Consider the following 14,693-nt stretch of genomic DNA (forward strand, 5'->3'; position numbering starts at 1 on the left):
ACTGGCCAGGCAGAGGCGGTCGTCGGGGGTTGTGTTGAATCGGGCAAGAAGCGTTCGGTACGCATCGATGGCTTGGAGCTGGACCCGCTCGGCCTCTTCAACGGAGGCGCTCGAACCCACAAAGAAGCCCAGGTTGAGATAGGCCGCGGCGAGGTCGGACTGAAACTCGCGCACGTTGGGTTGTTCGGCCGCGATGATCCGGTGCAATTCGATCGCTCGGCGTAACAGAGTGAGCGATTCCTCTGTCTGCCCGCACATTCTGAGCGCATAGGCGTAGTTTGCCAGCGTATCCGCAAGCGCGCTTCGAACGGACACGTGCGACGGGTCGTCTTGCATTGCAGCCTCTAGGAGCTGGATCGGTCGTTGCATGCAGGCGCGGACTTCGTCGAGAGCGCCACGCCGCGCGAGCCGTGAGGCGAGGTTTCCGGCAATCGCGCCTGCCCGTTGGGCGTGTCGGCTGAGTTGATCGGGGCTTTCGGGCCCTGCATTCAGATGGAATTCAAGGGCGTTGGCGAGAGATCGTTCCGAATCATCGAGTCGCCCGAGCGTGTCTTGAGCCATGCCGATTTGGTTGAGCAGACTAGCCCGGAGGCGGATGGTATCGTCGCGCCTTTCGATCGGAAGGCCGTCGAGTTCGAGTTGACGGAGCGCGTGCTCGGCCGCTTCCAGCGATTCTCGGGCTTTGCCTTGCAGTCTCAACAACTCGGCGAGGTCCGCGGATGCGGAGAGCTTCACGAGGTTTAACTGCGCGCCGGTCTCGCCCGATTGGGTTGTCGTTGCGGAGGAGAATTCCTCGAAAAGTTTGGTTGCTTCGCGGAGCTTTGCCTCGGCTCCCTCAAAGTCGCCCAGCGCCCACCTAATTTTGGCCAGGCCGCCAAGACCGCGCGCGAGCAGGAGTCTTGAACGAGGCGACCGGTTGGTCTGGAGGGCCGGGTCATCCGCCAGCTTCTGGTAGAACTGCGCGGGCTTTTCGAGCAAGCGGCGCCGGAGGCTTGCCATTTCTTGCTGAGCGAGCAGTAGCTCCGCGCTGACGCCGGTGTGGTAGTCGGCGACGGCTTCCATCGCCAGATCGAGGCGAGCCTCGGCGAGGGTGTTTGCTTGTTCGAGCTCGCGCATGTGGCGTTCCGAGAGGGCCAAGGCGAGTGCGAGGCCGAAGAGCGCCATGATTCCGGCGGCGGCGGCGGCGGTGACGGCGGTGTCGAGGCCGGGGGAGAGGGCGTTCAGGCCGGCCTCGGTCGTGCCGCCGGGCGAGGCGACGCGGGCGATCAGGGCCTCGACCGCCTCGGGTCCGTCCAGGCCGGCGGCGGCCGAGCGGACGGTGGCGCGGGCCAGGGCGGCGGCGACGGCGGGCGGCAGGCCCTGCGCCTGTCCCGCCTGGGCCAGGGCGCGGGTGAAGGCGAAGACATAGGCGGGGCCCGATCCGGCCACGGCGGTGACGGCGTCCATCAGGGTCTCGTCCGGGATGTCGACCACCGTGGCCACCGGGGCGAATAGGGCGCGGGCGGCGTCGGAGGCGTCGGCGTCGGCGCTCCACAGGCCCGCGACCCCCTTGCCGACGGCGACGCCGGTGGTGGGCATGACGCGGGCCACGGGGCCGGAGAAGACGGCGGAAAGGTCGGCGGCCCGCACCCCGGCCATGACCGAGATCAGGGGCGTATCGTCGATCCTGGGGGCCAGGTCGGCGGCGACATCGCGCCATTTCGCCGGCTTGACCGCCAGGACCACGGCGCGGGCGCCGGAGAGGGCGTCGGCGGGCGGATTGATGCGGGCGCCGGCGGCGCGCGCGGCCCGGGCGGCGGGCTTTTCGGAGGGGGTCAGGATGATCAGGTCGCGCGGATCGACGGCCCCCGTCGCCCGCCAACCCTCGACCAGGGCCGAGCCGAGCCGGCCGCAGCCGACGAGGATGATGGGAGCCGCCGAAGTGTCCATGTCTTCCTGTTTAGAGCGCGACACTGCCTGTGTCGCTATCGCGCGATCTCGGGCGGCGCTTCCGCCTGAGCCGAAGGCCGGGCGTCAGCAGGCGGGTTAGCGGCGGTGACGATACTGGCCATGACGACAAAGGGAATCATCACAAGCGAAACGCGCATGACCAGGAACGCCAATCGGGCGGGCAGCCGAAAACCTCTGGTGTTCTCGAAAAGCGCGATGGAGAACCATTTATGGGACGCCATGGGGTCGAATAGATTCGGCACACGCCGGGGATCGTGTAGGCGACGTCGCTCCTGAGGCAGCAGCCGAGACGCCCAGAACGTGGCTGCCCAGTGGATGAACACGACAATGCAGAGCGGTGCGATGGCCCAACCGCTCATAATCGCGGCCTCAGGCGCTGCCGACCGTCTCGAACAGGCAGGCGGCCAGGGCGTCGTCGGCTTTCTTCATGCCCTTGGCCATGAAGCGGAAGGCGGGATAGTAGCGATCGGCGGCCTCTATGGCGGCGTCGATCATGCTGGCGGCCTGGCCCAGGGTGGGGCGTTCGCCCAGGGGCAGGGCCAGGCTGTGACGGAAGACGATCTCGCCCTCGTCGGGCCAGACCTCGAAATGGCCCAGCCAGGTGCGCTGGTTGATCAGGCCGGTCAGTTCATAGGCGGCGGCGCGGCGCGACTTGGTGATCCGCAGGTCCAGGGCGCAGCACAGTTGCAGGCAGTCGCCCTCGGGCCGCCAGGCGAACCAGAGTTCGTAGTCCTTCCAGTCCCCGGCCAGGGCGAAGGCCAGATCGCCGTCGTCGGTGCGGTCGAAGGGAAGATTTTCGGCGTTCAGGACGTGTTCGACCACGTCCAGCGGATCCATGGGAACGTCGATCTCTTCGGGGCGGGCTGCGTCCATCAGGCGACGATCCTTGGGAAAATTCGCGCCGGCCGCGACTCACGACCGACATCGTGACGGTAGGCGTGTTCGAAGATTCGCCTCAACCGGCTGCGTCCGCAGGGGGAGTCGCGCCTGTGGACGTTCCCTTTTTAGGTTTGGCCGGGGCCGGTTTCAGGGCCGCGATCTCGGCGCGCAGGGCGGCGATCTCGGCCTTCAGGGCGTCGAACTCGTCGCGGCGGACCAGGTCCAGCTCGGCGACCATGCGGTCGGTCTGGGCGCGGAAGGCGGCCTTGGCCTCCTCCCCGGCCGACTGGGCCAGGCCCATGGCGCCGGTGGCCATCTTGGAGAATTCGTCGAGGATGGGGTTGCGGGTCTGCATCTGAGGCTCCGGCCCGGGCGACCCGGGAGACTTAACGAGGGTCTGACGAATATGGTGAACGCCGCCTTAACCCGCCATGGGGTTCGGCGGCGACCGGCGCGGATTCCTGTGGCCCGATGACAGGCGACGGCGGCGCCAAGCCTTGCTAGAAATGCGCCCGAAACGCCGCCAGACCCAGGAGCGCCCGTGCCCTTTCCCGAATTCGATCCGGTCCTGATCTGGCTGGGGCCCGTGCCCATCCGCTGGTATGCCCTGGCCTATGTGGCGGGCATCGTCCTGGGCTGGTGGTATGCGGCGCGGCTGGTGAAGACCGAGCGGGTCTGGGCGCCGGGCCGGGCGCCGATCACCGGGCCGCAGCTGGATGACCTGGCGCTGTATCTGGTGCTGGGCGTCATCCTGGGCGGGCGGCTGGGCTACGCCCTGTTCTACAAGCCGGAGATGTTCGCCCATCTGTTCACCGGCCACAGCTGGGGCGAGCGGCTGGAGCTGTTCCAGATGTGGACCGGGGGAATGAGCTTCCACGGCGGCTTCCTGGGGGTGGCCCTGGCCATCGTCTGGTTCGCGCGCAAACAGGGGGCCAATCTGCTGTCGCTGGGCGACCTGATCGCGCCGGTCGCGCCCCTGGGCCTGTTCTTCGGGCGGCTGGCCAACTTCATCAACGGCGAGCTGTGGGGCCGGGTCACCGATGTTCCCTGGGCCATCCGCTTCTGCAACGCCCGCATCCTGGAGACCTACGGATACTGTCCGGCCGGGGACGCGCCGCGTCATCCCAGCCAGCTGTATGAGGCCGGGCTGGAGGGGCTGGTGCTGTTCGCCATCCTGTCGCTGGCGATCTGGAAGGGGCGGCTGCTGGCCAAGCCGGGCTATGTCACCGGCCTGTTCCTGCTGGGCTATGGGCTGGCGCGGGCGTCGCTGGAGAATGTGCGCCAGCCCGACGCGGGGCTGGAGAACCTGCCGCTGCACCTGACCATGGGGATGATCCTGTCGACGCCGATGATCATCGCCGGGGCCTGGCTGATCTGGCGCGCCTGGAGCCGGCCGCCCGTCCGGGGCTGATCGCCCATGTCGCTGAAGGCGCGGCTGGCGCGCGAGATCGCCATCGGCGGGCCGATGACGGTGGCCGACTATGTCACCCGCTGCCTGCATGATCCGGAAGGCGGCTATTACGCCACGCGGCCGGCCATCGGCGAAGGCGGCGATTTCGTCACCGCTCCCATGGTCAGCCAGATGTTCGGCGAACTGATCGGCCTGTGGGCGGTCGAGCTGTGGTCGCGGCTGGGCGCGCCGGACCGGTTCCGCCTGGTCGAGGTGGGGCCGGGGGACGGGACGCTGATGGCCGACGCCCTGAGGGCCGCGCGTCTGGCGCCGGGGTTCCTGGAGGCCTGCGACCTGGTGCTGATCGAGCCGTCGGGGCCGTTGCGGCGGATGCAGGCCCGGCGACTGGCGGACGGGGACGTGGCGCCGCGCTGGGTCTCGGGCCTGGACGGGGTGGAGACGGACGCCCCGATCATCCTGATCGCCAACGAGGTTCTGGACTGCCTGCCGGCGCGCCAGTTCGTCAGGACCGAGGACGGCTGGGCCGAGCGGCGGGTGGTCGTTGGCGAGGACGGCGAACTGGCCTTCGGCCTGACGTCGCCCAGCGCCGGTTTCGTGCGGCCCGGTTTCGACATGGCGCCGGGCCAGGTGATCGAGATTTCGGCCCAGCAGGCGGGCTTTGGCCATGCCCTGGGCCGGATGATGCGGGCGGCGACGGGGGCGGCCCTGCTGATCGACTATGGCCGGGCGCGGCCCGAGGCGGGCGATACGCTTCAGGCCCTGAGACGGCACCGGAAGGTCGATCCCCTGGCCGAGCCGGGCCAGGCGGACCTGACGCAATGGGCCGACTTTCCGACCGTGCTGGAAGCGGCGGTCCATGCGGGCGCCGACGTCACCGGCTGCATGGGCCAGGGCGAGTTCCTGGGGCGGCTGGGCGTCCAGGCGCGGGCGGACGCGCTGAAGGCCGGGCGGCCCGAGGCGGCGGCGGTCATCGACCGCCAGCTGGCCCGCCTGACCGCGCCGGACCAGATGGGCGAACTGTTCAAGGCCGCGGCCGTTTTCGCCCCGCACGGCCTGGTGGTTCCGGGCTGGGAGGACTGATCGATGAGCCTGGAGCCCCTGACCCATCCGCTGCTGGACCGGGCGGGCGTGCGCCATGGCTTCTTCACGCGCCAGGGCGGGGTGTCGACGGGCCTGTATGAGGGGCTGAACACAGGGGTGGGGTCCAGCGACGATCCGGCCGCCGTGGCCGAGAACCGGCGGCGCGTGGCCGAAGCCATGGGCGGCGCGCCGGACGATCTGGCCGCCTGCTATCAGGTGCATTCCGCCCTGGCCCGCGTGGCCGAGGCGGGATGGAAGGGCGAACGGCCCGAAGGCGACGCCAGCGTCACCGCCGCGCCGGGCGTGATCTGCGCCGTGCTGACGGCCGACTGCGCCCCGGTGCTGCTGGCGGATGCCGAGGCCGGGGTCGTCGGCGCCGTCCACGCCGGGTGGAAGGGGGCGCTGAACGGGGTGGTGCACAGCGCGGTGACGGCCATGCAGGCCCTGGGGGCGACGCCCGCGCGGATGGTGGCGGTGGTCGGGCCCTGTATCGCCCAAGCCAGCTATGAGGTGGGGGCCGACTATCAGGACCGGTTCGAACACCACGATCCGGGCGCCGGCCGCTTCTTCGCGCCGGGGGCCGCGGCCGACAAGCGCCAGTTCGACCTGCCGGGCTTCGTCCTGTGGCGGCTGGAGCAGGCGGGCGTGGGCCAGGCCGCCTGGACCGAACATGACACCTGGGCCGACGAAACGCGCTTCTACTCCAACCGCCGGGCCTTCCAGCGGGGAGAGCCAGACTTCGGGCGGATGATGAGCGCGATCAGCTTGGGGTAGCGTCCAGTCGCCGGGTCACCTCGACGAACAGGGCGTCGCCGGCGCGCATGGCGTCGGGCGACGCCGCTGTCGGTTCGGAAATCCAGGCCTCAGCGCGGGCGAAGGCGTCGTCGATAAAGGCCAGCAATTCCGGCGGAGCGGGGGCCACGCCCATTTCCCGCGTCACGGCCTTTTGCGCGATCAGGTCGGCAATCCGGATCTGGACATCATGCGAGGCGTCGATACCCGCCATCAGGGTCGGGAAATGCATCGGTGCAATCGCCCGGCCGGGATGCTGTTCCAGCCAGAGCAGGGCGGCGGCCGGGCGCAGGCAATAGAAGGTCTTCTTCAGCGAGACTTCGGCGCCGCGATCGACGTGCAGCATCTTCTGACGCTGACCGAGACGCAGATAGTGGTTGATGACCCGGCCGCGATCCAGCCAGTGATCGGCGAAGCCCAGCAGGGCGTCACGGAACCAGGGCGTGTCGCGATAGGCGATAGGCGATTGGAGCCATTCCACCACCACGGCATTGCCCTTGAGCAGCAGGCGCAGGGCCTTGGACAAGTCCCAGCCGTTGACGTCCATCTCCCCCACCAGAGGCGTCTCGATCACGTCCCGGCGCGGCCAGATCGTCAGAGCCTGATGCGCGGGACGCACATAGATGAAGCGGCCATCGTAGTCGCTGTCGGGAGACGGAAAGCCCCAGGCTCGGCTGCCGCTCTCTATAGCCAAGGGGATATGAACGCCCTCATCGCGCGCGACGCCGTCAAGAATGGCCTGAACCCGCACAATCGCGTCGGGCGACATGTCGGCGGAGAAGCTGGAGAAAGACATGCCCGGACAGTGGCGGGGCGCCGCGCCTTGGTAAAGCCTCAGCCCGCCTGGGCCAGTTCGGGGATGCGGACGGTTTCGCGCCAGGCGTCGGGCTGGGCCAGGAGGGCGCGGACCAGTTTGTTGTTGATGGCGTGGCCCGCCTTGACCCCTTCGTAGCGGCCGATCAGGGGCGCGCCCAGGACATAGAGGTCGCCGATGGCGTCCAGGGCCTTGTGGCGCACGAACTCCCGCTCCATCCGCAGGCCGCCGGGGTTCAGGATCTCGTCGCCGTCGATGACCACGGCGTTTTCCAGGCTGCCGCCGCGGGCCAGGCCGGCCTGGCGCAGGGCCTCGACCTCATGGGCGAAGCCGAAGGTGCGGGCGGCCATGATGTCGGCGCGGAAGGTGTCTTCATCGACGACGAAATCGACCACCTGATTGCCGATGACGGCGGTGGGAAAGTCGATCTCGAACCGCATTTCGTAGCGGTCGCAGGGCAGGAGCGCGGCGGACTTGTCGCCCTCCTCCACCATGATCGGCTTGAGGATTTCGATGTAGCGGACCGGGGCGGACTGGCGGCGGAAGCCGGCGCGGTCCAGCAGCTGGACGAACGGCAGGGCCGAACCGTCCAGGATGGGCAGTTCGGGCCCGTCCACCTCGACCACGGCATTGATGACGCCCAGGGCGCAGAAGGCGGCCATCAGATGCTCGATCGTCGACAGGCGCACGCCGGCCGCGTTCTCGATCATGGTGTTCAGACGGGCGTCGACCACGGCCTCACCCGAGACGGGGATGCGGTTGTCGCGGTCGGAGATGTCGGTGCGGACGAAGACGATGCCGGTTCCGGGCGCGGCCGGACGCACGGCCAGGCGCACGCGCTGACCCGTGTGAACGCCCACGCCGGCGATGATCGCGGGCGCGACGAGCGTCTTTTCGTGATGGTCAGGCGTAAACGGCAAACGGAAACTCACTGTCGGCGCCCTCCGGGCCGGGGCGCGGAAAGGCGGTCGCTCGTTCCCTAAAGGCGCGGCCGGAAGCGGGAAATGAAACTCGGGTTTCCGATTGTTTCGTTTTGGGAGACCCTGGTGCTTGGGGCTTAGGCGGATGATCAGGCCCGCCCCTGATTTCCAAGCCCTACCCCCTAAGCCCTCCAAACCTTGCCCGGCGGCTCGCCTTCCTCTAAGGGATCGCGCCCGATTTCACGCGCCCGCGCGGCGCTTCTTCCACCCCTGTCCCCGGCGAACCCATGGCGAAAATCAACGGCAACACCATCAAGCCCGGCATGGTGCTTCAGGTGAACGGCGGCCTCTGGGTCGTGACCAAGGCCAGCCACGTCAAGCCCGGCAAGGGCGGCGCCTTCGCCAACGTCGAGGCCAAGAACCTGGAAACCGGCAACAAGCTGAACGAACGCTTCCGTTCGGAAGACAAGGTCGAGCGCGTCACGCTCGAGCAGAAGGACTATTCCTACCTGTTCGACAACGGCGACAGCCTGGTCTTCATGAACGACGAGAACTACGAGCAGATCGAACTGCAGAAACAATGGGTCGGCGAAGAGCGCATCCCCTATCTGCAGGAAGGGATGAAGGTCATCATCGAATCCCACGAAGACCGCCCGATCGGCCTGGAATTGCCCGAACAGGTGGTCCTGGAAGTCGCCGAGACCGAGCCGACCGTGAAGGGCCAGACCGCCTCCTCCTCCTACAAGCCCGCCGTCGCCTCCAATGGCGTCCGCATCATGATCCCGCCCTATATGTCGGCGGGCGAACGCATCGTGGTCGACACCACCACCGGCGAATACGTCCGCCGCGCCGACTGATGGAGTGGCGAGTGACGAGTGGCGAGTGGCGAGCGCCCCCGACCATGTCGGGCGGCCGCGCTGACCGCGCTTGGCTCACATACGCTGCGACACGCTCGATCCAGGCTCGCCACTCGCCACTCGTCACTCGCCACTGAAAGCCCCCATGGCCCTCGCCTCCGCCCTGCTGCAAGTGATGATGGACGCGGTCCGCAAGACCGCCCGGCCGATGCTGCGCGACTTCGGCGAGGTGTCGAACCTCCAGACCTCTAGGAAGGGTCCCGGCGACTTCGTCACCGCCGCCGACATCAAGGCCGAAGAGAGCCTGTTCGAACTGCTGCTGAAGGCCCGCCCCGGCTACGGCTTCCTGGGCGAGGAACGCGGTCTGGTCGAGGGCACGGACAAGACCCACACCTGGATCGTCGACCCCATCGACGGCACGACCAACTTCATCCACGCCATGCCCCATTTCGCCATCACCGTGGGGCTTGAGCGTCGCGCGCCCGACGGCACAGCCGAGATCGTCGCCGCCGTCACCTATAATCCGGTGATGAACGAGATGTTCTGGGCCGAAAAGGGCAAGGGCTGCTACCTGAACGACACGCGCATCCGGTGCGCGGGCCGCAAGGACCTGTCCGACTGCCTGATCGCCACCGGCCTGCCCTTCATCGGCAAGACCGGCCATGCCCAGGCCATCAAGGACATTCATGCGGTCGGCCAGCGTGTCGCCGGCATCCGCCGCCTGGGCTCGGCCGCCCTGGACTTCGCCTGGGTCGCCTGCGGCCGCTACGACGCCTATTGGGAACGCAACCTCCAGCCTTGGGACGTGGCGGCGGGCCTGCTGTTCGTGCACGAGGCCGGCGGCCTGGTCACCACCATCGACCCGGACGGCGACCCGGCCAAGGGCCAGCAGATCCTGGCCGCCAACCCGGATGTCCACGGCGCCCTGCGCAAGATTCTCCGCGCCGCCTGATCCCCCTGGATCCTCCCCGCTCGAGGGAGGGGGACCGCGCAGCGGGTCGGATGAGGGGGCTCTCCGGCCTGTGGGGTTAGCGCCGGATGATGGCTAGGTGGAATCGACATTCATCGCATCCAGATCATGGCGGCGGCGAGGTGAACGAAGCCTAGGAAGTGAATGGCTCTGCGATCGTAGCGGGTGGCGAAGCGTCGGAAGTGCTTGAGCTTTGAGAAGCAACGCTCGATGCGGTTACGAGCGCGATAGGCTTCAATGTCGTGGGCGATCAGCACCTTGCGAGTGCGGTTGGAGGGGATGACGGCTTGCGCGCCGGCGTCGGCGATGAGTTGGCGCAGGGCGTTGGAATCGTAGGCCTTGTCGGCCAGCACGGCGCGGGGGCGAAAGCCTTCCAGCAGGGCTGGCGCGGCCAGGGCGTCGCCGCTTTGGCCGGCGGTTAGGATGAACCGGATCGGCCGGCCGAGGGTGTCGGCGGCCATGTGGATCTTGGTGGTCAGTCCGCCTCGGGAGCGCCCCAGAGCCTGATCCGAGGCCCCCCTTTTCCGGTCGCCGCCTGCTGGTGGGCTCGGACCAAGGTGCTGTCGATCATCAGGTACTGATTGTCACGGTCCTTGATCAGGTCGGCGAACACCCGATCCCACACCCCGGCCTTCGACCATCGGCTGAAGCGCTTGTGCAGCGTCTTCCAGCGTCCATAGCGCTCGGGCAGATCGCACCAGTGCGCCCCCGAGCGCAGCACCCACAGCACCCCGTTGACGAACAGCCGGTTGTCGGCGGCAGTCCGCCCAGGATCGCCCGCCTTGCCCGGCAGCAGGTCCGCGATCCGCTCCCACTGAACCTGGCTCAACTCGTAGCGCTTGGCTGACATCAAAAGGGCTCCGTCCATCGAACGGAGCCCTATGAATCAGACATCTCAGCGTCTGAGAATCCTGAATGTCGATATCACCTAGGGCCTGTGCGACCCCTCATCCGTCAGGCTTCGCCTGCCACCTTCTCCCGCAAGGGGAGAAGGACGATGGGGAGGAGATCAGTGGAAGGGACGCGTCCGTCCGCAAGGAGAGAAGGATCGCTCCCTCACTCCGCCCGGAACTGAAGCTCCGCCAGCTTGGCGTAGAGGCCGCCGCGGGCGATCAGTTCGGCGTGGGAGCCTTCCTCCACCACCCGGCCGTCGTCCATGACCACGATCCGGTCGGCGTTCAGCACCGTGGCCAGGCGGTGGGCGATGACCAGGGTGGTGCGCTGGGCCATGGCCTGGTCCAGGGCGGCCTGGACCAGGCGTTCGTTCTCGGCGTCCAGGGCGCTGGTGGCCTCGTCCAGCAGCAGGATCGGCGCCTGGCGCGTCAGGGCGCGGGCGATGGCCAGCCTCTGCCTCTGGCCGCCCGACAGGCTCTTGCCGCGTTCGCCCAGCGGGGTGTCGAACCCCTCCGGCAGGGCCTCGATGAAGCCCAGGGCCTGGGCCTCCTCGGCCACCGCGCGGGCCTCTTCCAGGGTCGCGGTCTCGCGCCCGAAACGGATGTTCTCCAGGGCCGAGCCGGAGAACAGCGGGGCCTCCTGCGACACCCAGGCGAAGCGGCCGCGCACCGCCACCGGATCGGCGTCGCGCACGTCCACCCCATCGACGCTTACGACGCCCTCCTGAGGATCATAGAAGCGCAGCAGCAGGCGGAAGACGGTCGACTTGCCCGCCCCCGACGGCCCGACCAGGGCCACCGTCTCGCCCGGCCGCACCTTCAGGTCGAACCCCTTCAGGGCCGGCAGGTCGGGCCGGCCCGGATAGGCGAAGGCCACCCCCGTCATCGCCACCTCTCCGCGCGGCGGTTCGGGCAGGGCGACCGGCGAGGGCGGCGGCGCGATGGACGGCGTGGCCCGCATCAGTTCGTCGATCCGCTCCATGGCCCCGGCGGCCTTCTGCACATCGCCCCAGCTTTCGCCCAGGGCCCCCACGGCGCCGGCGGTGAAGACCGACAGCAACACGAACTGCAGCAGGGCCCCCGGCGTCATCCGCCCGGCCACCACGTCCTGCGCGCCCAGCCACAGCACCAGGGTCACCCCGCCGAAGATGACGGTGATGACCATGGCCGTCATCAGGGCCCGCGCCCGCATCCGCGCCAGGGAGATGGCGAAGGCCTCCTCCACCGCCTGGCCGAAACGGGACCGGGCGGCATCCTGGCGGCCGAAGGCCTGGACCGTCTCGATGGCGTCCACGCTCTCGCCGGCGAAGCCGACCGCCCCGGCGAACCGGTCCTGGCTGACCACCGTCAGGCGGCGCACCTTTCGCCCGAACAGGAACAGCGGCCCCAGCATCAGCGGCACGGCCAGCAGCACCATCCCCGTCAGCTTGGCGCTGACCACGAACAGCAGGGCCGTCCCCCCCACCAGGGTCAGCAGGTTCCTGAGGGCGAAGGACACCGAGGTGGTCAGCAAGGTGTCCACCAGCTGGATGTCGGTGGTCAGGCGCGACAGCACCTCGCCCGTCCGCATCCGGGCGAAGAAGGACGGGTCCAGAGTGATGATCCGGGCGAACAGGGCGGTCCGCACGTCCGCGATCACCCGCTCGCCCGTCTTGGTGACATAGAGATAGCGCACGGCCGTGGCGACGCCCAGGAAGACCGCATTGGCCCCCAGCAGCAGGAACCAGCGGTCGATATGGTCGCCGCCGTTCTGGAACCCCTGGTCGATGGCCCCGCGCGCCGCCACCGTCAGGGCCAGCGAGGCCCCGGTGGACAGCAGCAGCCAGAATCCCGCGATCGCGGCGTCCAGCTTGTGCCTCATGACGAAGGGCCACAGCCGGGCCAGCGGACGGATGTCGCGGCGGCGTTCGCGCCGTTCGCCCGCCTCGTCCATATGTTCGGCCAGCAGGGCGCCGGCGCCCGGCCGCCCCCTCTGTTCGTCCAGGCCGGATGATGCGCGCGCGTCGGTCATGGCGGGGCTCTTGCCCCGGAACACCCCTCGGTGTAAACGCCGCTGCTCGCCCGCCGGACGCCTTGGCGGGTTTTCTCATTTTCGCGCAGCGACGGTCGGCATCGTCATCGCGCAGAGACGGACGAAGCCATGAAAGCGGAAACGCACCCCGACTACCACTTCATCAATGTGGTGATGACCGACGGCACGACCTACCGGACCCGTTCGACCTACGGCAAGGAAGGCGACACGCTGAACCTGGACATCGATCCGACGACCCACCCGGCCTGGACCGGCGGCAACCAGCACCTGATGGACCGCGGCGGCCGCGTCTCGCGCTTCAACAACAAGTTCGCCGGCTTCATCAAGAAGTAAGGCGCGAGAAATCGGTCCGGCCAACGGCCGGGCTTAGATTTCACGCCACGAAGGATGCGATCGCGGCGGAAACGCCGCACCTGCAACCGAAAAGCGCTGCGGCGATCCGCGGCGCTTTTTGTTTTGCGGGAACGCCGATAACATCGCGGCCGTTCGATCCGGGGGTGCGGGCGTGGTGTCCGAACGCCGTCCGGACGAGAGCGGATTGACGATGAATCGACGGGAATTGGGCCTTGGCGTCGCGGCCGCGACGATGACCCTCGCGGGACAGGCCGCCGCACAGGCGCGCAGCCCCGGCGCCGTCGCCTTCTACGACACCTTCAACGACCAGCTGGCACGCCTGCCCCAGACGATCCAGGGCGATGTCCGCGCCCTGTACGAAATGAACGGCTGGCGTCCGCTGTGGACGCCCGAACGGCTGCGCGCCCTGAACCAGGCCGCGGCCCGCGCCGAACGCCACGGTCTGGCGCCGGCGGACTTCTTCGACTTCGTCGGCCTGGCCGCCGATCCGGCCACCAGCGAGATGCGGACCACGGCCGCCGCACTGACCTACGCCCGCGTCCTGTCCGAAGGCCGGGTCCGGCCCGAGACGGTCGAGGATCTGTGGGAGATGCAGAAGAACCGCGTCGACCTTCCCGCCGGTCTGAACGACGCCCTGGCCCGCGACCGGCTGGTGGAATGGTACGAGGATCTGGCCCCCCAGGACATCGGCTACGCCAATCTGTCGGCCGGCTATGTCCGCTACCGCCGCCTGATCAGGGACGGCGGCTGGCCCGCCTTCCGCCCCGGCCCGACCATCGAGCCGGGCGCCAGCGACACCCGCATCCCGGCCCTGATCAAGCGGCTGACGGCCGAGGGCGACCTGTCCGCCGCCGACGGCGCGCGGCTGGAGGCCCAGGGCCTGGTCTATGGCTCGGAGCTTCAGACCGCGGTCCGCAGTTTCCAGACCCGGCACGGCCTGGCCGCCGACGGCCGCATCGGCACGGGCACCCAGCGGTCGCTGTCGGCGTCGACGGAAGACCGCGCCCGGCAGATCGCCCTGAACCTGGAACGCCGCCGCTGGCTGAAGCGCGAGGTTCCCAGCGAGCGGATCGAGGTCAACACCGCCGCGGCCATCATGGTCTACTGGAAGGACGGCCGGCCGGTCCGCTCCAACCGCGTGGTGGTCGGCACCCCGTCCAACCAGACGCCCAGCCTTGAAAAGCAGTTCGCCTCGGTCGTGGCCAACCCGCCCTGGTATGTCCCCGCCGGCATCGCCCGGGCCGAGATCCTGCCGCGCGGCCCCGGCTATCTGGCCAGCCAGAACATGTATGTTTCCAACGGCCAGGTGATCCAGCGCGCCGGCCCGACCGCGGCCCTGGGCTATGTGAAGTTCGAGCTGCGCGACAGCTACGCCATCTTCCTGCACGACACCCCGTCCAAGGCCGCCTTCAACAACGCCTACCGTCACCGCAGCCACGGTTGCGTGCGGGTTCAGGACGCCATCGAGTTCGCCCGGCTGCTGCTGTCGCCCGATCCGGCCCTGCTGGGCGATTTCGACACCGCCCTGGACGCCAAGACCACCACCCGCATCCAGACCGGCCGCGAGATCGGGGTGCGGCTGCTGTACTGGACCGCCTTCGTCGACGGCCAGGGCCGCGTCGCCTTCCGCGAGGACGTCTATTCGCGTGACGAGAAGTTGGCCCGCGCCCTGGGCATCGCCGTCAGCCTGCCGCGCCCCGTCGATGACGGCCGGACCGACGCCAACGACGTCGGGCCGTAG

Annotated in this window: 15 protein-coding genes; 7 read left to right on the top strand and 8 right to left on the bottom strand. The window is 68.8% G+C overall.

All coding sequences use genetic code 11. The annotated features are described in order from the left end of the window. From KF910_RS10485 to KF910_RS10500, 4 genes are all read right to left on the bottom strand, one after another. The coding region (locus KF910_RS10485) for a pyrroline-5-carboxylate reductase dimerization domain-containing protein (protein ID WP_292261934.1) at nucleotides 1-1,929 on the bottom strand (1,929 nt) is incomplete at its 3' end. Nucleotides 1,930-1,964: 35 nt separating this feature from the next. Next, nucleotides 1,965-2,171: a hypothetical protein gene (locus tag KF910_RS10490; RefSeq protein WP_292261942.1), complete on the bottom strand. Its 207-nt coding sequence runs from the start codon at nucleotides 2,169-2,171 to the stop codon at nucleotides 1,965-1,967. Between the two features lie 148 nt (nucleotides 2,172-2,319). Continuing rightward, on the bottom strand, nucleotides 2,320-2,823 hold the full coding sequence (locus KF910_RS10495; RefSeq protein ID WP_292261951.1) for a YbjN domain-containing protein: 504 nt from the start codon (nucleotides 2,821-2,823) through the stop codon (nucleotides 2,320-2,322). Nucleotides 2,824-2,905: 82 nt separating this feature from the next. Next, nucleotides 2,906-3,184: an accessory factor UbiK family protein gene (locus KF910_RS10500; RefSeq protein WP_292261960.1), complete on the bottom strand. Its 279-nt coding sequence runs from the start codon at nucleotides 3,182-3,184 to the stop codon at nucleotides 2,906-2,908. A 186-nt stretch (nucleotides 3,185-3,370) separates the two neighbouring features. Between KF910_RS10500 and lgt the strand changes: the two genes are divergently transcribed. The 3 genes from lgt to pgeF are packed head-to-tail and all read left to right on the top strand — an operon-like array spanning nucleotide 3,371 to nucleotide 6,094. Further along, nucleotides 3,371-4,240: a prolipoprotein diacylglyceryl transferase gene (lgt, locus tag KF910_RS10505; protein WP_292261980.1), complete on the top strand. Its 870-nt coding sequence runs from the start codon at nucleotides 3,371-3,373 to the stop codon at nucleotides 4,238-4,240. Between the two features lie 6 nt (nucleotides 4,241-4,246). Beyond that, nucleotides 4,247-5,320: a class I SAM-dependent methyltransferase gene (locus KF910_RS10510; RefSeq protein ID WP_292262001.1), complete on the top strand. Its 1,074-nt coding sequence runs from the start codon at nucleotides 4,247-4,249 to the stop codon at nucleotides 5,318-5,320. A gap of 3 nt (nucleotides 5,321-5,323) precedes the next feature. Then, nucleotides 5,324-6,094 (top strand): peptidoglycan editing factor PgeF, encoded by a 771-nt coding sequence (gene pgeF / locus KF910_RS10515; RefSeq protein ID WP_292262012.1) that lies wholly within the window; start codon nucleotides 5,324-5,326, stop codon nucleotides 6,092-6,094. Here the strand turns inward: pgeF and KF910_RS10520 are convergent. Continuing rightward, nucleotides 6,081-6,908, bottom strand: a complete 828-nt coding sequence (locus tag KF910_RS10520; protein ID WP_292262023.1) for a nucleotidyltransferase domain-containing protein — start codon at nucleotides 6,906-6,908, stop codon at nucleotides 6,081-6,083. The two genes, pgeF and KF910_RS10520, sit on opposite strands and share 14 nt — an antisense overlap. Nucleotides 6,909-6,946: 38 nt before the next feature. Then, on the bottom strand, nucleotides 6,947-7,846 hold the full coding sequence (gene lpxC, locus KF910_RS10525; protein ID WP_292262028.1) for a UDP-3-O-acyl-N-acetylglucosamine deacetylase: 900 nt from the start codon (nucleotides 7,844-7,846) through the stop codon (nucleotides 6,947-6,949). A 287-nt stretch (nucleotides 7,847-8,133) separates the two neighbouring features. Between lpxC and efp the strand changes: the two genes are divergently transcribed. Together efp and KF910_RS10535 are read left to right on the top strand one after the other, a co-directional pair. Further along, nucleotides 8,134-8,703, top strand: a complete 570-nt coding sequence (efp, locus tag KF910_RS10530) for an elongation factor P (protein WP_292262032.1) — start codon at nucleotides 8,134-8,136, stop codon at nucleotides 8,701-8,703. A 145-nt stretch (nucleotides 8,704-8,848) separates the two neighbouring features. After that, nucleotides 8,849-9,655, top strand: a complete 807-nt coding sequence (locus tag KF910_RS10535; RefSeq protein ID WP_292262041.1) for an inositol monophosphatase family protein — start codon at nucleotides 8,849-8,851, stop codon at nucleotides 9,653-9,655. A gap of 110 nt (nucleotides 9,656-9,765) precedes the next feature. Here KF910_RS10535 and KF910_RS10540 read toward each other — a convergent pair. Continuing rightward, nucleotides 9,766-10,523, bottom strand: a protein-coding gene (locus KF910_RS10540; protein ID WP_292258833.1) for an IS5 family transposase whose coding sequence is annotated in 2 segments (ribosomal slippage) — nucleotides 9,766-10,181 and nucleotides 10,181-10,523 — 759 coding nt in all. Because the reading frame shifts where the segments join, the coding sequence is not laid out codon by codon here. Between the two features lie 206 nt (nucleotides 10,524-10,729). After that, on the bottom strand, nucleotides 10,730-12,577 hold the full coding sequence (locus KF910_RS10545) for an ABC transporter transmembrane domain-containing protein (RefSeq protein WP_292262052.1): 1,848 nt from the start codon (nucleotides 12,575-12,577) through the stop codon (nucleotides 10,730-10,732). Between the two features lie 129 nt (nucleotides 12,578-12,706). Between KF910_RS10545 and rpmE the strand changes: the two genes are divergently transcribed. Together rpmE and KF910_RS10555 are read left to right on the top strand one after the other, a co-directional pair. Beyond that, the gene (rpmE, locus tag KF910_RS10550) at nucleotides 12,707-12,931 is read left to right on the top strand and encodes a 50S ribosomal protein L31 (protein ID WP_292262058.1); all 225 of its coding nucleotides are present in this window, start codon (nucleotides 12,707-12,709) and stop codon (nucleotides 12,929-12,931) included. 253 nt (nucleotides 12,932-13,184) lie between these two features. Then, nucleotides 13,185-14,693, top strand: a complete 1,509-nt coding sequence (locus KF910_RS10555) for a L,D-transpeptidase family protein (RefSeq protein ID WP_292262069.1) — start codon at nucleotides 13,185-13,187, stop codon at nucleotides 14,691-14,693.

The sequence above is a fragment of the Brevundimonas sp. genome, from assembly GCF_019636155.1.
Lineage (GTDB): Bacteria > Pseudomonadota > Alphaproteobacteria > Caulobacterales > Caulobacteraceae > Brevundimonas.